Source organism: Citrobacter sp. RHB20-C16, assembly GCF_013890155.1.
Taxonomy (GTDB): domain Bacteria; phylum Pseudomonadota; class Gammaproteobacteria; order Enterobacterales; family Enterobacteriaceae; genus Citrobacter_A; species Citrobacter_A amalonaticus.
On the sequence record NZ_CP057630.1, the window covers coordinates 550,169 to 569,194 of the forward strand.

At 53.4% G+C, this 19,026-nt stretch carries 24 protein-coding genes; 13 read left to right on the forward strand and 11 right to left on the reverse strand.

Annotation, left to right across the window (positions count from 1 at the left end; translation table 11 throughout):
- Positions 1–14 precede the first annotated feature (14 nt).
- Genes rpoN through HVX64_RS02690 form a run of 7 tightly spaced genes read right to left on the reverse strand, consistent with a single transcriptional unit; the run spans position 15 to position 5,888 of the window.
- On the reverse strand, positions 15–1,448 hold the full coding sequence (gene rpoN, locus HVX64_RS02660) for an RNA polymerase factor sigma-54 (RefSeq protein ID WP_046401907.1): 1,434 nt from the start codon (positions 1,446–1,448) through the stop codon (positions 15–17).
- 47 nt (positions 1,449–1,495) lie between these two features.
- A complete protein-coding gene (lptB, locus tag HVX64_RS02665) occupies positions 1,496–2,221 on the reverse strand; it encodes an LPS export ABC transporter ATP-binding protein (RefSeq protein ID WP_042998305.1) in 726 nt (241 codons plus the stop codon).
- Positions 2,222–2,227: 6 nt separating this feature from the next.
- Positions 2,228–2,782 (reverse strand): lipopolysaccharide ABC transporter substrate-binding protein LptA, encoded by a 555-nt coding sequence (gene lptA / locus HVX64_RS02670; protein WP_042325045.1) that lies wholly within the window; start codon positions 2,780–2,782, stop codon positions 2,228–2,230.
- Positions 2,751–3,326 (reverse strand): LPS export ABC transporter periplasmic protein LptC, encoded by a 576-nt coding sequence (gene lptC / locus HVX64_RS02675; RefSeq protein WP_044255950.1) that lies wholly within the window; start codon positions 3,324–3,326, stop codon positions 2,751–2,753. The genes lptA and lptC overlap by 32 nt, the downstream gene beginning before the upstream one ends.
- Entirely contained in the window at positions 3,323–3,889 is a 567-nt protein-coding gene (kdsC, locus tag HVX64_RS02680) for a 3-deoxy-manno-octulosonate-8-phosphatase KdsC (protein ID WP_042998303.1), read from the reverse strand. Before kdsC ends, lptC begins: the two co-directional genes overlap by 4 nt.
- 20 nt (positions 3,890–3,909) lie before the next feature.
- Positions 3,910–4,896, reverse strand: a complete 987-nt coding sequence (gene kdsD, locus HVX64_RS02685) for an arabinose-5-phosphate isomerase KdsD (RefSeq protein ID WP_042998302.1) — start codon at positions 4,894–4,896, stop codon at positions 3,910–3,912.
- Positions 4,897–4,910: 14 nt separating this feature from the next.
- Positions 4,911–5,888, reverse strand: coding sequence for a calcium/sodium antiporter (locus tag HVX64_RS02690; RefSeq protein WP_042998301.1), 978 nt, complete (start codon positions 5,886–5,888; stop codon positions 4,911–4,913).
- A gap of 208 nt (positions 5,889–6,096) precedes the next feature.
- On the opposite strand from HVX64_RS02690, the gene mlaF reads away from it, so the two are divergent.
- From mlaF to murA, 7 genes are all read left to right on the forward strand, one after another.
- Positions 6,097–6,909, forward strand: a complete 813-nt coding sequence (gene mlaF, locus HVX64_RS02695) for a phospholipid ABC transporter ATP-binding protein MlaF (protein WP_042998300.1) — start codon at positions 6,097–6,099, stop codon at positions 6,907–6,909.
- A 7-nt stretch (positions 6,910–6,916) separates the two neighbouring features.
- Positions 6,917–7,699: a lipid asymmetry maintenance ABC transporter permease subunit MlaE gene (gene mlaE / locus HVX64_RS02700; RefSeq protein WP_044255944.1), complete on the forward strand. Its 783-nt coding sequence runs from the start codon at positions 6,917–6,919 to the stop codon at positions 7,697–7,699.
- A gap of 4 nt (positions 7,700–7,703) precedes the next feature.
- Entirely contained in the window at positions 7,704–8,261 is a 558-nt protein-coding gene (gene mlaD / locus HVX64_RS02705; protein WP_043001758.1) for an outer membrane lipid asymmetry maintenance protein MlaD, read from the forward strand.
- 18 nt (positions 8,262–8,279) lie between these two features.
- Positions 8,280–8,915 (forward strand): phospholipid-binding protein MlaC, encoded by a 636-nt coding sequence (gene mlaC / locus HVX64_RS02710; protein ID WP_042998298.1) that lies wholly within the window; start codon positions 8,280–8,282, stop codon positions 8,913–8,915.
- Positions 8,915–9,211, forward strand: coding sequence for a lipid asymmetry maintenance protein MlaB (mlaB, locus tag HVX64_RS02715; RefSeq protein ID WP_042998297.1), 297 nt, complete (start codon positions 8,915–8,917; stop codon positions 9,209–9,211). The genes mlaC and mlaB overlap by 1 nt, the downstream gene beginning before the upstream one ends.
- A gap of 123 nt (positions 9,212–9,334) precedes the next feature.
- A complete protein-coding gene (gene ibaG, locus HVX64_RS02720) occupies positions 9,335–9,589 on the forward strand; it encodes a BolA family iron metabolism protein IbaG (RefSeq protein WP_042325065.1) in 255 nt (84 codons plus the stop codon).
- 52 nt (positions 9,590–9,641) lie between these two features.
- A complete protein-coding gene (gene murA, locus HVX64_RS02725; RefSeq protein ID WP_042998296.1) occupies positions 9,642–10,901 on the forward strand; it encodes a UDP-N-acetylglucosamine 1-carboxyvinyltransferase in 1,260 nt (419 codons plus the stop codon).
- 55 nt (positions 10,902–10,956) lie between these two features.
- Here murA and sfsB read toward each other — a convergent pair whose 3' ends face one another.
- Together sfsB and ispB are read right to left on the reverse strand one after the other, a co-directional pair.
- Positions 10,957–11,244 carry a DNA-binding transcriptional regulator SfsB gene (gene sfsB, locus HVX64_RS02730; protein ID WP_042998295.1) on the reverse strand — a complete coding sequence of 96 codons (288 nt, stop codon included), beginning with the start codon at positions 11,242–11,244 and terminating at the stop codon, positions 10,957–10,959.
- 227 nt (positions 11,245–11,471) lie between these two features.
- Entirely contained in the window at positions 11,472–12,443 is a 972-nt protein-coding gene (gene ispB / locus HVX64_RS02735; protein ID WP_042998294.1) for an octaprenyl diphosphate synthase, read from the reverse strand.
- Between the two features lie 258 nt (positions 12,444–12,701).
- On the opposite strand from ispB, the gene rplU reads away from it, so the two are divergent.
- The 4 genes from rplU to cgtA all read left to right on the forward strand — a co-directional run bounded on the left by rplU (position 12,702) and on the right by cgtA (position 15,572).
- Positions 12,702–13,013: a 50S ribosomal protein L21 gene (rplU, locus tag HVX64_RS02740; RefSeq protein ID WP_003025032.1), complete on the forward strand. Its 312-nt coding sequence runs from the start codon at positions 12,702–12,704 to the stop codon at positions 13,011–13,013.
- 19 nt (positions 13,014–13,032) lie between these two features.
- A complete protein-coding gene (gene rpmA, locus HVX64_RS02745; RefSeq protein ID WP_003861831.1) occupies positions 13,033–13,290 on the forward strand; it encodes a 50S ribosomal protein L27 in 258 nt (85 codons plus the stop codon).
- Between the two features lie 128 nt (positions 13,291–13,418).
- The gene (locus HVX64_RS02750) at positions 13,419–14,384 is read left to right on the forward strand and encodes a DMT family transporter (protein ID WP_042998293.1); all 966 of its coding nucleotides are present in this window, start codon (positions 13,419–13,421) and stop codon (positions 14,382–14,384) included.
- A gap of 15 nt (positions 14,385–14,399) precedes the next feature.
- A complete protein-coding gene (gene cgtA / locus HVX64_RS02755) occupies positions 14,400–15,572 on the forward strand; it encodes an Obg family GTPase CgtA (protein ID WP_042325080.1) in 1,173 nt (390 codons plus the stop codon).
- A 48-nt stretch (positions 15,573–15,620) separates the two neighbouring features.
- Here cgtA and dacB read toward each other — a convergent pair whose 3' ends face one another.
- Complete coding sequence (dacB, locus tag HVX64_RS02760; protein ID WP_044255937.1) at positions 15,621–17,054, reverse strand: serine-type D-Ala-D-Ala carboxypeptidase; 1,434 nt, start codon at positions 17,052–17,054, stop codon at positions 15,621–15,623.
- Positions 17,055–17,300: 246 nt separating this feature from the next.
- Here dacB and greA point away from each other — a divergent pair, with 246 nt between their 5' ends.
- Positions 17,301–17,777 (forward strand): transcription elongation factor GreA, encoded by a 477-nt coding sequence (gene greA / locus HVX64_RS02765; RefSeq protein ID WP_042998290.1) that lies wholly within the window; start codon positions 17,301–17,303, stop codon positions 17,775–17,777.
- Positions 17,778–17,922: 145 nt separating this feature from the next.
- Here the strand turns inward: greA and yhbY are convergent, their stop codons facing one another.
- Positions 17,923–18,216: a ribosome assembly RNA-binding protein YhbY gene (yhbY, locus tag HVX64_RS02770; protein ID WP_041686369.1), complete on the reverse strand. Its 294-nt coding sequence runs from the start codon at positions 18,214–18,216 to the stop codon at positions 17,923–17,925.
- A gap of 126 nt (positions 18,217–18,342) precedes the next feature.
- Here yhbY and rlmE point away from each other — a divergent pair, with 126 nt between their 5' ends.
- Positions 18,343–18,972, forward strand: coding sequence for a 23S rRNA (uridine(2552)-2'-O)-methyltransferase RlmE (gene rlmE, locus HVX64_RS02775; RefSeq protein ID WP_042291855.1), 630 nt, complete (start codon positions 18,343–18,345; stop codon positions 18,970–18,972).
- Positions 18,973–19,026: the final 54 nt, after the last annotated feature.

The following is a 19,026-nucleotide window of genomic DNA, read 5'->3' on the forward strand; positions in this document are numbered from 1 at the left end:
CCTTATCGGTTGGGTCAAACCAGTTGTTTGCGCTGGTTTGACGGCGGAATGGATAAAGACTCTCGGTACTTCGCAACGGTGCGGCGCGCCACCATGATGCCTTGTTCCGACAGCATCGATGTTAGCTTGCTGTCGCTCAAAGGCTTCGCGGGGTTTTCCGCCGCAATCAACTTCTTCACCAGTGCGCGGATCGCCGTGGAGGACGCTTCGCCACCCCCCTCGGTATTCACATGGCTGGAGAAAAAATACTTCAGTTCAAAAATGCCGCGTGGACTGTGCAGATACTTCTGCGTCGTCACACGAGAAATGGTCGATTCGTGCATCTCGACGGCCTGGGCGATGTCAGCCAGCACCATCGGTTTCATAAATTCTTCGCCTTGCTCAAAGAAGGCTTGCTGCTGCTCAACGATGCAACGGCTGACGCGCAGCAGGGTATCATTGCGGCTTTCCAGACTCTTAATCAACCACTTCGCATCCTGCAAATTACTGCGGATGTACTGGCTGTCGGCGTCATTACGCCCACCGTTGCACATGGCGGCGTAGTGCTGATTGATCTGCAAGCGGGGAATGCTGTCACCGTTGAGCTCAACCGTCCAGTGACCGTTATGCTTGCGTACCAGCACATCCGGGATCACGTATTCCGGTTCGCCGGTCTGGATCGACTGCCCGGGTCGGGGATCGAGTGACTGAATCAGATTGACCGCTTCTTTGAGCACCTCTTCTTTGAGACGAGTGACGCGCATCAGAGTGCGGAAGTCGTGGTTCGCCAGCAGATCGAGATGATCGCTGATGATCAACCGGGCTTCTTCAAGGAAGGGGGTCGATTTGTCGAATTGCGAGAGCTGGATCAGTAAGCAATCGCGCAGATCTTTTGCCGCCACGCCTACGGGATCAAACCGCTGAATACGTTTGAGTACGGCTTCGACTTCATCAAGGCCGACCTCTTCATTGCCCATGCTTTCGAGGATGTCGTCCAGCGAAACGGTGAGATAACCGGTATCGTCAACGGCATCTACAATCGACGTGGCGATTGCGCGGTCGGTATCGGAGAACGGGGTGAGTTCCACCTGCCACATCAGGTAATCCTGTAGGGTCTGCGTGGTTTCACCCTGGTAAACGGGGAGCTCATCGTCAATGTAGTCGCCGCTGGTGCCCGACGGCGTTCCGGCGGTGTAGATTTCATCCCAGCTGGCGTCAAGCGGCAACTCTTCCGGCATCTCTTTTTGTTCGAGCGCGTCGGCGGTATCCAGCGTTTCGCTGTCCTGAGTTTCGCGGGTATCAACTTCGTCGTGAAGATCGGTTTGTTCCAGCAACGGATTGCTTTCCAGCGCTTGCTGGAGTTCCTGCTGCAGTTCCAGCGTGGACAACTGCAACAGACGAATCGCCTGTTGTAGCTGCGGCGTCATCGCCAGTTGTTGGCTCAGCCTGAGTTGCAAACCTTGCTTCATGTTCAGAGTCGTTTTCTCCCGCTATGACGTCGCAAACTTCTACCCTATCAGAGTCTGAAGTCTTCCCCAAGGTATACGCGCTTCACGTGTTCGTCCTGCAGGATTTCTGTCGGCGTGCCGTGCGCGATCAGGTGTCCCTGGCTCACGATATAGGCGCGTTCACACACGGCCAGCGTTTCGCGGACGTTATGGTCGGTAATCAACACGCCGAGACCGCTGTCACGCAGATGCTCAATAATGCGTTTGATATCGATAACGGAGATGGGGTCAACGCCGGCAAAGGGTTCATCCAGCAGGATAAATTTCGGGTTGGCGGCGAGGGCACGGGCGATTTCCACACGGCGACGTTCCCCGCCGGAGAGTGACTGACCCATGTTGTCGCGCAGATGCTCAATGTGGAACTCTTCCATCAGCTCATTAGCGCGGTCTTCACGCTGTTCGCTGGAGAGATCGTCACGAATTTGTAGTACGGCCATTAGGTTATCGTACACGCTCAGGCGGCGAAAAATCGACGCTTCCTGCGGCAGATAGCCAATTCCGCGGCGCGCGCGGGCGTGCAACGGCAGCAGACTGATGTCTTCATCATCAATAATGATGTTACCGGCATCGCGCGGCACAATGCCGACGACCATGTAGAAGGTGGTGGTTTTACCCGCACCGTTCGGCCCAAGCAGACCGACAATCTCGCCCGAGTTGACGGTCAGGCTGACATCTTCCACGACGCGGCGGCCTTTGTAGGCCTTCGCCAGATTCTTTGCAGTTAATGTTGCCATAACGAATTAGTTACTCTTTTTCTGAGCCGGAGCCTGGTTTTTGTTTTTGTCCTGCAACTGCGACGGAACCAGAACGGTGGTCACACGCTTGCCTTTCTCACTGAAGGCCTGCATTTTCTGCTCTTTCACCAGATAGGTAATTTTGTCCCCGGTGATGTTGCTGTCGAGCTGTTCCAGATACGCATTGCCGGTGAGCACGACAAAATCTTTCGCCAGTTCATAATGCATTTTCGACGCATGGCCTTTTACCGGCTTACCGTTGTCCTGCATTTGATAGAACGTGGCCGGGTTGCCGAAGCCATCAATGACCTCTTTACCCTCTTCACCGCCAGGGCGGGTAACGACCACTTTATCGGCGTTAATTTTGATAGTGCCCTGGGTCACAATGACATTACCGGTGAAGGTCACGACGTTGCCCTGCATATCCAGAGACTGCTGGTCCGATTCGATGTGGATCGGCTGTTCGGTATCGCCCGTGACGGCGAACGCCGGAATGCTGGCGGCCAGAAGTGAGCTGGCAAGCACAAGATTAAGGCTGAGTTTGTTTGTTTTGAATTTCATAGGAGGTTCTAACCTTTTCAATCAGCTCGGCGTTCTTGTTGCGTAAGTTGCCGCGCATTTTCAGTCCGCTGGAGTTAAATGTTGTTCCGTATAACGTGACGAGGTCTTCAGAGGTAACATCCTGCGTCACCAGATTGATCTGCGCGTTATCGGTGGTAATTCTGCGAAGTTGAGCGTCAGGCACCAGCGCGTTGACTTCAACGTGACCATAAAGATACAGCATTCGATCCTCAGTTAGCTTGGCTTTATCAGCCTTGATTGACCACGTCGGGATCTTGTCCTTATCAAACGTCGTTAATACGGGTTGTGTGAACCACGAAACGGCCTGATCGGAATAATATTCAACATGTTGGGCGATCAAACGATAGCTCAGCGCACCTTCCGGGCTGTAGACAACGGTATCCGTATGCTCGCTCTTATAGGTCGGATCGCTCGTATTCACCACCACCTGCGCCGTGTCGTCTTTATCGGCCAGGTTAATCCCAATCAGCACCAGCACGGCCAATGACAGTAGAATGATAACCCAACGTCTGGCTTTACTCATATCGATTGCCCTTTGGCCTCATCAAGCTTACCCTGCGCCAGTAATAATAAATCACAGACTTCTCGTACCGCGCCGCGTCCGCCCGCGATTTTCGTGACATAATCCGCGCGCGGAAGCAGTAACGGATGCGCATCCGCAACGGCAATGCTCAGGCCAATTTTTTCCATCACCGGCCAGTCAATCAGATCGTCACCGACGTAGGCCACATTTTCCGGCGCAATCGCCAGTTTTGCCAACAGATCGTGAAAGGCGACCAGCTTGTCCGACTGCCCCTGATACAGGTGCGTGATCCCCAGTGTGGCACACCGATCTTCTACTAGTTTAGCCTTTCGTCCGGTAATGATGGCGACGTCGATATCAGACGTCAGCGCACAACGGATCCCGTAACCGTCACGGACGTTGAAAGCCTTCAGCTCTTCACCGTTGTTGCCCATATAAATCAGGCCATCCGACAGCACGCCATCGACATCAAGAATCAGCAGACGGATATTCTCTGCTTTGGCGATGACGTCTGCGCTGACGGGTCCATAACAGGTCGCAAGCGACGCACCTGCTTTGCTCATTTCATTTTATCCTTGAATTTCTACACAACGCCTGCACGCAGGAGATCATGCATATGTAACACACCGAGTAACTGGTCGCCATCGGCAACCATTACGGAGGTGATATGACGAGACTGCATTAAGTTCAGGGCATCGACCGCCAGTATTCCTGGACGCACGCGAATGCCCCCTGGCGTCATCACGTCGGCGATACCGAGCTGGCGCACATCAACGCCCATATCAAAGACGCGACGTAAATCACCGTCGGTGAAGATACCGTCGATCTTCATCGCATCATCGCAAATCACGGTCATCCCGAGGTTCTTGCGGGTTATCTCCAGCAGCGCATCGCGCAGGCTGGCTTCTTTGGTGACATGCGGGATTTCATCACCCGTATGCATAATATCGTTCACGCGCAACAGCAGTTTACGCCCTAGCGCACCGCCCGGATGCGACAGAGCAAAATCCTCAGCGGTAAAGCCGCGCGCCTTTAATAACGCCACCGCCAGCGCATCGCCCATCACTAATGTAGCGGTGGTGCTGCTTGTCGGGGCCAGTCCAAGCGGACAGGCTTCTTGCGGTACTTTAACACACAGATGGACATCCGCAGCACGCGCCATGCTGCTTTCTGGTCGCCCGGTGATGCAGATAAGCTGAACCTGCAGTCGCTTAAGAACTGGAATCAGGGCCGCGATCTCGCTGGATTCCCCGGAGTTGGAGATGGCAATCACTACATCCTGCGAGGTCACCATTCCCAGATCGCCGTGGGCGGCTTCGCCCGGATGAACGAAGAAGGAAGAGGTGCCGGTGCTGGCAAAGGTCGCGGCCATTTTGCGGCCAATATGCCCCGATTTCCCCATGCCCATCACCACCACTTTGCCGGTGCAGTTGAACATTTTCTCACAGGCGAGAGTGAAATCCTGGTTGATGTACTGATCGAGCTCCGCCAGGCCTTCACGTTCAATCGCCAGAACTTCTTTGCCGGCTTGCTGAAAGTCAAAACCCGGTTGTAACGCTAAGTGCGACATATGTCTGTTTCCAGTTATCCAACGAGAAGTGGCGATAGCCAATACAGCATCGCCAGCCATACGATAAAACCGCCGGTCAGCAGCACGCCCGCGCCGCGACCGGACTGGCGGGGACGCCGCCAGCAAAGTAATGCAAAGATGATGCTCACCAGCAGCATCACGCTGTAGTCACGGCTGAACGCCAGCGGATTGACGTCACCCGGCGTAATCAGAGCGGGAAGGCCGAGAACAATGGTGAGGTTAAAAATGTTCGCGCCGATGATATTGCCCACCGCGATATCGTTCTCACCTTTGCGCACGCCAGCGATAGCGGTTGCCAGTTCAGGCAGGCTGGTGCCAATTGCGATCACCGTCAGGCCAATCGTCAGTTCGCTCATCGCGAAGAAATTGGCAATCACAGTGGCGTTATCCACCACCATTCGGGTCGCCATCGGCATGATAATCAGCGCAATGCCCAGCCATAAAAACGCCACCGGTAATCCGCCTTCACGCGGCAACTCGGCAACCTGTTCGCGGGTGAGGCTGTCATTGCCCTGACGCTCAGCGAGACGGGCGATTTTAACAATGAACAGCAGCCATAACACGGCTAACAGTAAAAGAAAGATACCATCGCTGCGGCTGAGTTGTCCGTCATACAGTACGGATCCGGCCACTACGCTAACCAGCAACATTAGCGGTAATTCGCGACGCAGAACATCGGAATGCACGGTAAAAGGGTGGATCAGCGCGGCAAGCCCGAGGATCAACAAAATGTTAGTAATGTTAGAGCCTAGCGCGGTGCCGACGGCTAAATCTAACTGCCCGTGCAGAGAGGCGGCGACAGAAACAATAATTTCAGGCAGAGATGTGCCTATACTGACTACCGTCATACCGATAATCAGCGGCGGAATCCCAAAGGTTCGACATAAGATTGACGCGGCAAAAACCAGGCGGTCGGCGCCGTAGACGACCAATAATAAACCAATAATTAACAGCGCCGTTGCTAAAAGCATCTAAAGTCCTTTCTTCAGGTATACTCGCCGGTCCACCGGGATCGTCTGGAAACCGTAACGAAGTCTTAATTTTGACTTTATGCAGCTAAAAAGTAAAACAAATGCCAGCTTTAGCTAACCAGCACGGGTAATATTCTGTAAATATGTTGGGTTCATGGCTGAATTCCACGCCATGCTGAGATCAACAAGCAACACGAAGGATGAATCAATGGGGCAGTCTGTGGCGAATTTAGTCGATATGCGCGATGTCAGCTTTACGCGCGGCGACCGCTGCATTTTCGATAACATCTCTCTGACCGTACCGCGTGGCAAGGTAACCGCGATCATGGGGCCATCGGGCATCGGTAAAACGACGCTCTTGCGTCTGATCGGCGGACAAATTGTGCCAGACAAGGGGGAGATCTTGTTTGATGGCGAGAACATTCCTGAGATGTCTCGCTCGCGCCTCTACACGGTACGCAAACGGATGAGTATGCTGTTTCAGTCCGGGGCGCTGTTCACCGACATGAACGTGTTTGATAACGTGGCCTATCCGCTACGCGAACATACCACGCTTCCCCCGCCGTTACTGAAGAGCACGGTGATGATGAAACTGGAAGCTGTCGGTCTGCGCGGCGCGGCAAAACTGATGCCCTCTGAACTGTCCGGTGGGATGGCGCGCCGGGCGGCGTTAGCACGCGCCATTGCGCTGGAGCCGGATCTCATCATGTTTGATGAACCGTTTGTCGGACAGGATCCGATCACCATGGGCGTGCTGGTCAAACTGATTTCTGAATTAAACAATGCGCTGGGCGTGACCTGCGTCGTGGTCTCTCACGATGTGCCGGAAGTCCTGAGCATTGCCGATCACGCCTATATTATGGCGGACAAAAAGATTGTGGCCCACGGCAGCGCGCAGGCGTTGCAAGAGAATGACGACCCGCGTGTGCGTCAGTTCCTGGATGGCATTGCAGACGGGCCGGTCCCGTTCCGCTATCCTGCGGGCGATTATCACTCTGATTTACTCGGAACAGGGAGTTAAGCCACTCATGCTGTTAAATGCACTGGCGACGCTGGGACACAAGGGGATTAAAACTCTCAGAACGTTCGGGCGCGCCGGGTTAATGTTGTTCAATGCGCTGGTCGGCAAACCGGAATTTCGTAAGCACGCGCCGTTGCTGGTGCGCCAGCTTTATAATGTGGGCGTCCTGTCGATGCTGATCATTATTGTTTCTGGCGTGTTTATCGGCATGGTGCTGGGGCTGCAGGGCTATCTGGTACTTACCACCTATAGCGCGGAAACCAGTCTGGGGATGTTAGTGGCACTGTCGCTGCTGCGTGAACTCGGTCCGGTTGTCGCCGCGTTGTTATTTGCGGGGCGTGCGGGCTCTGCACTCACCGCTGAAATTGGCCTGATGCGCGCGACCGAGCAGCTTTCCAGTATGGAAATGATGGCTGTCGATCCCCTGCGCCGGGTGATCTCTCCGCGATTCTGGGCGGGCGTGATTTCGCTGCCGATGCTGACGATTTTGTTTGTGGCCGTCGGGATCTGGGGCGGTTCTCTGGTCGGCGTAAGCTGGAAGGGGATTGATGCTGGCTTCTTCTGGTCCGCGATGCAGAATGCCGTCGACTGGCGTCTGGATCTGGTCAACTGTTTGATTAAAAGCGTGGTGTTCGCCATTACGGTAACCTGGATTGCATTATTCAATGGGTATGATGCGATTCCGACCTCGGCGGGAATCAGCCGGGCAACCACACGCACCGTTGTGCACTCGTCGCTGGCCGTTCTGGGTCTGGACTTTGTACTGACCGCATTGATGTTTGGGAATTGAGTTCATGCAAACGAAAAAAAATGAAATTTGGGTGGGGATCTTCTTATTAGCCGCATTGCTGGCCGCACTGTTTATCTGCCTGAAGGCGGCTAATGTGACCTCTATGCGCACAGAACCGACCTACACGATTTACGCGACATTCGATAATATCGGCGGCCTGAAAGTGCGCTCGCCGGTGCGTATCGGTGGTGTGGTGGTGGGGCGCGTGGCGGATATCTCTCTGGATCCGAAGACCTATTTACCGCGCGTGACGCTGGACATCGAAGAGCGCTATAACCACATCCCTGATACCAGTTCGCTGAGCATCCGGACGTCCGGTCTGCTGGGGGAACAGTATCTGGCGCTGAACGTCGGTTTTGAAGATCCTGAGCTGGGAACGTCTATCCTCAAAGATGGCGGCACAATCCAGGACACCAAATCCGCGATGGTGCTGGAAGATATGATTGGTCAGTTCCTTTACAACAGCAACAGTAAAGGCGATGACAATAAGAATTCTGGCGATGCGTCGGCGCCGACCGAAGGCCATAATGAAGCCACTGGGCCTGCGGGCACAACGAATTAATCTCAGGAGAATCGAATTATGCTTAAGCGTTTAATGATGGTGGCTCTGCTGGTGATTGCACCGCTGAGCACCGCCATTGCAGCCGATCAGACCAACCCTTACAAGTTGATGAATGAAGCGGCGCAGAAAACCTTCGACCGCCTGAAAAACGAACAGCCGAAAATCCGTTCTAATCCGGACTATCTGCGTGACGTGGTTGACCAGGAACTGCTGCCGTATGTGCAGGTGAAATATGCTGGCGCGCTGGTGTTGGGGCGTTACTACAAAGAAGCCACTCCGGCTCAGCGTGAAGCCTACTTCGCCGCGTTTCGTGAATACCTGAAACAGGCCTACGGCCAGGCGCTGGCGATGTATCACGGTCAGACGTATCAGATTGCTCCGGAACAACCGTTGGGTGATGCGAGCATCGTTCCGATCCGTGTAACCATCCTCGATCCCAACGGCCGTCCTCCGGTGCGTCTGGACTTCCAGTGGCGTAAAAACACTCAGACGGGTCACTGGCAGGCCTATGACATGATCGCCGAAGGCGTCAGCATGATCACTACCAAACAGAACGAGTGGAGCGATCTGCTGCGTACTAAAGGGATCGATGGACTGACGGCGCAACTGAAATCTATCGCGCAGCAAAAAATCACGCTGGAAGAGAAGAAGTAATGACTCAGTCACTCAACTGGACGCGTGACGGTGACAAGCTGGCGCTGGTGGGAGAACTGGACCAGGATGTGCTTAATCCTTTGTGGGATGCGCGCATTGAAGCAATGACCGGTGTCACCTGCATCGACCTCAGTCAGGTTTCCCGAGTGGATACGGGGGGACTGGCGCTGCTGGTCCATCTCATCAGTCTGGCGAAACAGCAGGGCAACAACGTGTCGTTGTCGGGGGTGAATGACAAAGTCTTTACCCTGGCGGAACTCTATAATCTGCCTGCTGACGTGCTTCCGCGTCAGTAATATCAGTACGTTATTATCTACAGCCTCGCTGGATTGACCCGCGAGGCTTTTTGCTTATTTATGACAGCGCAACTTTGCTCTAAGATGTTGGGCTGTATTCACAATCTGACGAATGAAGAGCCCATGGAAAATAATGAAATTCAGAGCGTGCTGATGAACGCACTCTCCCTCCAGGAAGTCCACGTCTCTGGCGATGGCAGTCACTTTCAGGTTATTGCCGTGGGTGAGATGTTTGACGGCATGAGCCGGGTGAAGAAGCAGCAGTCGGTCTATGCGCCGCTGATGGAGTACATTGCGGACAATCGCATTCATGCCCTGTCGATCAAAGCGTATACCCCCGCAGAATGGGCGCGCGATCGCAAACTTAACGGTTTTTGAGTTACGGGTGTCACACCGGTAACGACGATGAATTTTAACTGAGAACAACATCATGGATAAATTTCGTGTACAAGGGCCAACCCGGCTCGAGGGCGAAGTCACAATTTCTGGCGCGAAAAACGCCGCTCTGCCGATCCTTTTTGCGGCGTTGCTGGCGGAAGAGCCGGTAGAGATCCAGAACGTCCCGAAACTGAAGGACGTTGATACCTCGATGAAACTGCTAAGTCAGCTTGGCGCCAAAGTGGAACGCAATGGCTCCGTGCACATCGATGCCCGCGACGTTAATGTTTTCTGCGCACCGTATGACCTGGTAAAAACCATGCGCGCATCAATTTGGGCGCTGGGACCGTTGGTGGCCCGTTTTGGTCAGGGCCAGGTTTCTCTGCCTGGCGGTTGCACGATCGGCGCACGTCCGGTTGACCTGCATATCACCGGTCTGGAGCAACTGGGCGCCACGATCACGCTGGAAGAAGGCTATGTGAAAGCCTCCGTGGATGGCCGTCTAAAAGGCGCGCATATCGTCATGGATAAAGTCAGCGTTGGCGCAACGGTCACCATCATGTGTGCCGCCACGCTGGCGGAAGGCACCACCATCATTGAAAACGCCGCACGTGAACCAGAAATTGTCGACACGGCCAACTTCCTGATTGCGCTGGGAGCGAAAATTTCCGGCCAGGGTACCGATCGTATCACCATCGAAGGCGTAGAACGTCTGGGCGGTGGTGTCTATCGCGTATTGCCGGACCGTATCGAAACCGGGACTTTCCTGGTCGCAGCGGCAATTTCTCGCGGCAAAATCCTCTGTCGTAACGCGCAGCCGGATACGCTGGACGCGGTACTGGCGAAACTGCGCGATGCCGGCGCGGATATCGACGTGGGTGAAGACTGGATTAGCCTCGACATGCACGGTAAACGTCCGAAAGCTGTCAACGTGCGCACTGCACCGCACCCGGCATTCCCGACGGACATGCAGGCCCAGTTCACGCTGCTGAACCTGGTAGCGGAAGGGACCGGATTCATCACGGAAACCGTGTTTGAAAACCGCTTTATGCACGTGCCTGAGCTGAGCCGTATGGGCGCTCATGCAGAAATCGAAAGCAATACCGTGATTTGTCACGGTGTGGATAAGCTCTCCGGTGCGCAGGTGATGGCGACGGATCTGCGTGCGTCGGCTAGTCTGGTGCTGGCGGGATGTATTGCAGAAGGGACGACGGTCGTGGATCGTATTTATCATATCGATCGCGGATACGAGCGTATCGAAGATAAACTGCGCGCCCTGGGTGCCAATATCGAGCGCGTGAAAGCCGAATAAGCGTCAATGAAATCAGTAGCCCCATTGCCAATGGCTGGGGCTACTGCTTTGTGCCTTACTCTACATCCTGCTTGTCACGACGTGACGCCCGCATCATGCGCGTTCTGTCGATAAACGCATGAGTTTTTGCGTCATGGTATCGTGAAGGCCAGATCACCCAGGGATCCGTTCCGAGCGCTTTCGCAATGATCAGCTCGCCTTTCGGCCATGGTCGGGTTAAGGCGTTTGCCAGCGTGGAGGAACTTAATCCGTTTCTGCGTGACTCGGCAGCCATTGATGTCCCTCTTTTACGTAATCCAGCAATGATATCTGCCGGATGCCAGTCAATGAGTTTGCTCTCCATTTATCCCCTCGTTTATGGTCATTCATCGTTGATTTGCACCATCAATTTGCAGAAGACACTATACTCCCAGAGAATTGTTGTTCTAATATGTTCAAGTAAAGAGTTTGAATATTCAGAATTTATTAAGAGTTATTGCTTTGCTTGCAGCGGAATAGAGAGATTCGGTGGGTTTTATTAGATCTTTTATGAATCATCCCGCGCAGAGTGGCGGGATGATTCCATCGTTATTAGCGATCGCGCTGGACGGCGATATGCGCCAGGCCGATCAACGCTTCGCGCCATTGGGAATCCGGCAACACTTGCAGCGCGGCGATGGCTTTGTCGGCCTCTTCTTCCGCACGCTGGCGAGTCCATTCCAGTGAGCCGCAGGCGTTCATCGCTTCCAGCACGGGCTCCAGAAGATGTCGGCCATTGCCTTGCTCGATCGCATGGCGAATCATTTGCGCCTGCTCTGGCGTACCGTTACGCATCGCATGCAGCAGCGGTAACGTCGGTTTGCCTTCGTTCAGGTCATCACCGACATTTTTACCGAGCTGTTCGCCGTCGGCGTTATAGTCCAGCAGATCGTCAATCAACTGGAATGCAGTGCCCAGATAGCGACCATAGTCCTGCAGTCCTTTTTCCTCGGCTTCACTACAGCCCGCGAGGAGACCGGAACACTGCGCCGCCGCTTCAAACAGACGCGCTGTTTTACTGTAGATCACCCGCATATAGCTGTCTTCCGTAATGTCAGGGTCGTTAACATTCATTAACTGCAGGACTTCACCTTCAGCAATGACGTTCACAGCTTCAGACATCACCTCCAGCACTTTCAGCGAGCCGAGGCTGGTCATCATCTGGAAAGCTCGGGTATAGATAAAATCGCCAACCAGCACGCTGGCGGCATTACCAAACGCGGCGTTCGCAGTGGCTTTACCCCGGCGCATATCGGATTCATCCACCACATCGTCATGAAGCAGGGTGGCGGTGTGGATAAATTCGATCAATGCCGCGATCGTGACATGGGCATTTCCCTGATAGCCAACGGCGCGCGCCGCGAGGACGGCAATCATCGGGCGAATGCGTTTACCGCCACCGCTCACAATGTAATAGCCTAACTGATTGATCAGTTGGACGTCGGAATTAAGCTGTTCAAGGATTGTCGCATTGACACCCGCCATATCTTGCGCGGTTAACTCGTTGATTTTTTCTAAATTCATCGCAAAAGCCGGGCTTTTCGCCCCGTTTACCTCATCATGCGGCAAGGTAACTTAGGGTTTAGGGTTAGAAATATATGCTGATTGTACTGAAAAAACGCCGCAGATAAACGTTACCGTACACGTTGTGTTTTTTTTCTTCATGTATTGACTGTAGCACTTGTCAAAGGCTCACGTTTTGCGTAATATTCGCGCCCTATTGTGAATATTTATAGCGCACTCTGAATCATTGAAAAGGTGTGCGCGGAAGCGGAGTTTTTTATGTACGCGGTTTTCCAAAGTGGTGGTAAACAACACCGAGTAAGCGAAGGTCAGACCGTTCGCCTGGAAAAGCTGGACATCGCAACTGGCGAATCTGTTGAATTCGCTGAAGTTCTGATGATCGCAAACGGTGAAGAAGTCAAAATCGGCGTTCCTTTCGTTGATGGCGGCGTTATCAAAGCTGAAGTTGTTGCTCACGGTCGTGGCGAGAAAGTTAAAATCGTTAAGTTTCGTCGTCGTAAACACTATCGTAAGCAGCAGGGCCATCGTCAGTGGTTCACTGATGTGAAAATTACTGGCATCAGCGCCTAAGACCTGAGGAGAGATTTAAATGGCACATAAAAAGGCTGGCGGCTCAACTCGTAACGGTCGCGATTCAGAAGCTAAACGCCTGGGCGTTAAGCGTTTCGGTGGCGAATCCGTTCTGGCGGGTAGCATCATCGTTCGTCAACGTGGTACCAAGTTCCACGCTGGCACTAACGTAGGTTGCGGTCGTGACCACACTCTGTTTGCTAAAGCAGACGGTAAAGTGAAATTTGAAGTTAAAGGCCCGAACAACCGTAAATACATCAGCATCGTTGCTGAGTAAGTTTTTCGTGGTCCGGTAACGGATAAAAGCCCCGCACCCTGTTGCGGGGCTTTTTACATTCGACGACCGGTAAATATGCTCGTGAAACCGCTTTGCACCGGATAACGAGCCCTTGCAGGGAAACGGGCATGAAGCAGCAGGCTGGCATTGGTATTCTTTTGGCGCTCACAACGGCGGTATGTTGGGGGGCTTTGCCAATTGCTATGAAGCAGGTGCTGGAGGTGATGGAGCCTCCTACCATCGTTTTTTACCGTTTTTTAATCGCCAGTATTGGCCTCGGGGCGATTCTGGCCGCGAAGCGTAAGCTTCCGCCGCTGCGAATTTTTCGCAAAGCGCGCTGGCTGGTTCTGCTGGCAATTGCTACCGGTGGGCTCTTTGGCAACTTCATCCTGTTCAGCTCTTCCCTGCAGTATTTAAGCCCAACGGCTTCGCAGGTGATCGGCCAACTGTCGCCAGTGGGCATGATGGTCGCGAGCGTATTTATCCTTAAAGAGAAAATGCGCGGTACGCAGATTGTCGGCGCGATAATGCTGTTGTGCGGACTGGTGATGTTCTTCAACACCAGTCTGATCGAAATTTTTACCAGGCTGACCGATTACACCTGGGGCGTCATTTTTGGCGTCGGTGCGGCTACGGTCTGGGTAAGTTATGGTGTCGCGCAAAAGGTGTTATTGCGACGTCTGGCATCACCGCAGATCCTGTTTTTACTGTACACTTTATGTACGATAGCGCTATTGCCGCTGGCGAAGCCCGGCGTGATAGCCCAGCTCAGTGACTGGCAGCTTGCCTGTTTAATTTTCTGTGGGCTGAATACACTGGTAGGATATGGCGCCCTGGCGGAAGCGATGGCGCGTTGGCAGGCAGCGCAGGTGAGCGCATTAATCACGCTCACCCCGCTGTTTACGCTGTTATTTTCAGATCTTTTATCTATGGCCTGGCCCGATTTCTTCGCCAGACCGATGTTAAACCTTCTCGGTTATCTCGGTGCGTTTGTCGTGGTTGCGGGCGCGATGTACTCCGCCATTGGTCATCGTATTTGGGGCGGATTACGTAAGCATGAATCGGTGGTATCGCAGCCCCGCTCAGGCGAATGATTTACGGAGAGTAAAATGAAGTTTGTTGATGAAGCAACGATTCTGGTCGTTGCAGGCGATGGCGGCAATGGTTGCGTAAGCTTCCGCCGTGAGAAATACATCCCGAAAGGCGGCCCGGACGGCGGCGATGGCGGTGATGGTGGCGACGTCTGGATGGAAGCCGACGAAAACCTGAACACCCTGATCGATTACCGTTTTGAGAAATCTTTCCGCGCAGAACGAGGCCAGAATGGCGCCAGCCGTGACTGTACCGGTAAACGCGGGAAAGATGTCACGATTAAAGTGCCGGTAGGTACGCGTGTGATCGATCAGGGCACGGGCGAAACCATGGGCGACATGACTAAGCACGGTCAGCGTCTGATGGTCGCAAAAGGCGGCTGGCACGGTCTGGGTAACACCCGTTTCAAATCTTCCGTCAACCGTACGCCACGTCAGAAAACGATGGGGACGCCGGGTGACAAGCGTGATCTGCTGCTGGAGCTGATGCTGCTGGCGGATGTGGGCATGCTGGGGATGCCAAATGCCGGTAAATCGACCTTTATCCGTGCGGTCTCTGCGGCGAAGCCTAAAGTGGCGGATTATCCGTTTACCACGCTGGTGCCGAGCCTCGGTGTTGTCCGTATGGATAACGAGAAGAGCTTCGTGGTGGCGGACATTCCGGGGCTGATTGAAGGCGCTGCGGAAGGTGCCGGTCTGGGTATCCGCTTCCTGAAACACCTTGAGCGTTGCCGCGTACTGCTGCATCTCATTGACATCGATCCTATCGACGGCTCCGATCCGGTTGAGAATGCGCGCATCATCATCGGCGAGCTGGAAAAATACAGTCAGGATCTGGCAGCTAAACCGCGCTGGTTAGTGTTCAACAAGATCGATTTGCTGGACAAAGCCGAAGCGGAAGAGAAAGCCAAAGCTATCGCCCAGGCGCTGGGCTGGGAAGATAAATACTATCTGATCTCTGCCGCCAGCCAACTGGGCGTGAAAGATCTCTGCTGGGATGTGATGACCTTTATCATCGAGAACCCGATTACTCAGGCGGAAGAAGCGAAGCAGCCAGAGAAAGTCGAGTTCATGTGGGATGATTATCATCGCCAGCAAATCGCTGAAGTGGAAGAAGAAGCGGAAGACGACTGGGATGACGACTGGGACGAAGACGACGAAGAAGGCGTCGAGTTCATCTATAAGCGTTAATCTCAGGAAAACCCCGGACATGTTGCCGGGGTTTTTGTTTTTGCGGACTCAGTTATTCTGATAGATATCTTTGTACAATCGGCTTTCAAAGCGAACCAGAGGAATGCGGCGGTTACGTTGATCGGCAGGTTCTACCGCATAACCCGACAGATATTGTACAAACGCCATCCGTTGCCCGCTGGCGGTGGTAATAAAGCCCGCCAGGTTGTACACCCCCTGCAATGATCCCGTTTTCGCTGAGACCTTACCATCGACACCCGCCTGATGCAGACCCGCACGGTACTGCAGAGAGCCGTCATAGCCCGCCAGCGGCAGCATTGAGATGAAATTCAGCTCGTTGTCATGCTGCGCGATGTATTGCAGAACCTGCATCATGGTGGCAGGGGCGATCAGGTTATGGCGCGACAGGCCGGAGCCGTCGGCAATAATCGTATTGCCAATATCGACTCCGGCTTGTTGACGCAGGATCTGCCGCACAGCATCGGAGCCCGCACGCCACGTTCCCGGTACATTAAACCGTGCGTGACCAATCATTCGGAAGACGGTGTCGGCAATCATGTTGTCCGACTTTTTCAGCATAATCTTAAGCAGATCGTGCAGCGGCGCAGACTGCTTACTGGCCACAATGGTGCCTGGCTCATTGACCTGTGTCTGGCGTAATAAGGTTCCGCTGTAGGTGATACCGGCCTGTTTGAGTTCATCTTTCAGGATCGCCCCGGCATAGCTGGCGCCGTCCTGAATGGCAAATGCCAGCGGCAGAGGGTCGGCACGCTGCGGCAGACACCCGGTCAACGTGAAGCGGTTTAAATCGCCCGGAACCACGTCCAGTTCACAATATTGCGCCTCCGCAGAGCCGCGTGGGAGGGTGCGAACCTGGCTGAACATGGTGACCGGGTAGTAAGACGCTACGCGAATATAGGCCAAATCGTTCGCTTTTTGCGCGCTGTAGAGCGAAATCGAGAAGCAGTTTCGATCGACAATGGCGGCCGCAGGCGGCGCGCTGAAGCACTGGGTCATGTCGTTCCAGGGCCATCCCGGCGCTTTATCGTGACTGGCAAAAACAGAGGTATCAATCAGGACGTTTCCGGTGATTTGCGTGACGCCTGCTTTTTTCAGGTTCACCACCATATTCCGAATATCCTGCCTTTTTAGCGTCGGATCGGCACCAAATCGCGCCACTAAATCACCTTTGAGAACGCCCGCATCAACGCTGCCTTTGGTCTCCAGCGTGGTCGTAAAGCGGAAGTCAGGGCCAAGCTGAATTAAGGCCGCCAGCGCGGTAATCACTTTCTGCGTACTGGCAGGAAGTGCCATTTGCTGACTATGATAATCAATTGCGGGAGTCGGGGCGCCGACCTTCTGGACCATGAGGGCAAGGTTAGCTCCGGCAGGGAGCTGGTTGATGTACTCGTCAACGTTCGCGGCCTGGACGCTGAACGCTACACTGGTGGTCAATCCGATGATAAATCTGGAAAATCGCATAATCTCGCGCTAACAACCTGGAAACAAGCCGACATACTACGGCGCAATGCCCTGGAAAGTAAACGATGACCCATAGGGAACTCCAGGGTAAAATGAGTATCAAATTAAGAATTGTAGCTGACCTGGACCTTGCGTCCGGGTCGGTATTTTTTTGCTTCTGGTCCGGGTATGACGCCATACCGGGGCAGGCTTAACAGCCGGGGCACAGCAATCGCCCCCTACAGGAATGTTCAAGAGGTATAACAAATGCAAGCGATTCCGATGACCTTACGTGGTGCAGAAAAATTACGCGAAGAGCTGGATTTTCTGAAATCTGTGCGCCGTCCTGAAATTATCGCCTCTATTGCCGAAGCGCGTGAGCATGGCGATCTGAAAGAGAATGCGGAATATCATGCGGCGCGTGAACAGCAGGGGTTCTGTGAAGGTCGTATCAAAGACATCGAAGCGAAGTTGTCGAATGCTCAGGTCATCGATGTCACCAAAATGCCGAATAACGGTCGCGTTGTCTTTGGCGCGACGGTCACCGTTCTGAACCTTGATAATGACGAAGAGCAGACCTGGCGTATCGTGGGCGATGACGAAGCGGACTTCAAACAGAACCTGATTTCCGTCAATTCGCCGATTGCACGCGGCCTGATTGGCAAAGAACAGGATGACGTCGTGGTGATCAAAACGCCAGGCGGCGAAGTCGAATATGAAATCACTAAGGTAGAATACCTGTAAGTGCTCAAGATGTTGATGTATTGTAAAGAAAGGAAAAAGGCCGCATAGCGGCCTTTTATCAACGAAGAGAGCGTGGCATTTTGCTCTCCTGCTTGCGGGAAATCCCTCGTTTTACACAGGTTTTGTGTTCGACTTTAGGATATTCTTAGCGTGGCAGCGAGATTTTGCGTTCTTTACTCGGGCGATAAAGCACCAGCATTTTACCGATGACCTGTACATTACAGGCGCCGGTTTCGCGCACGATAGCGTCCACGATCAAGGTTTTTGTTTCGCGATCTTCAGACGCGACTTTCACCTTGATGAGTTCATGGTGCTCTAACGCTTGTTCAATCTCGGCCAGTACCCCTTCGGTCAAACCATTATTGCCAAGCATAACGACCGGCTTGAGCGGATGTGCCAGACCTTTCAGGTGCTGTTTTTGTTTAGTACTCAGATTCATCGTATATTTTTGCTTACGTTGGGATTGAAAACGGGTCATTCTACCGCCATCTCCCATATATCGCCAAATAGTGCGTGGAAATTTACGCCGTATGGCAACGATGTTCTGCCCCGATGGGAAAGTTAAATGACAGGTAAGAAGCGTTCTGCCAGCTCGAGTCGCTGGCTTCAGGAACACTTTAGCGATAAATATGTTCAAGAGGCACAGAAAAAGGGGTTGCGTTCCCGTGCCTGGTTTAAACTTGATGAAATACAGCAAAGTGACAAACTTTTTAAGCCGGGGATGACGGTAGTCGATCTCGGTGCTGCGCCAGGAGGCTGGTCACAGTATGTGGTCTCGCAGATTGGCGGCAAAGGCCGTATCATCGCTTGTGATCTTTTACCTATGGATCCTATCGTTGGTGTGGACTTTCTTCAGGGCGATTTTCGTGATGAACTTGTCATGAAAGCGCTGCTGGAACGCGTGGGTGACAGTAAAGTCCAGGTTGTCATGTCAGATATGGCACCAAACATGAGCGGAACACCAGCGGTGGATATCCCCCGTGCCATGTATCTGGTGGAACTGGCGTTAGAAATGTGTCGTGATGTGCTAGCGCCGGGTGGCAGTTTTGTAGTGAAGGTGTTCCAGGGCGAAGGTTTCGATGAGTACCTAAGGGAAATTCGCTCCCTGTTTACGAAGGTGAAAGTTCGTAAACCGGACTCTTCTCGCGCACGTTCGCGTGAAGTGTATATTGTAGCGACCGGGCGTAAACCATAACTGGTCGATTTCAGACGAAAGTTTGAAAGACGCTGGATATAGAGTATCCTGACG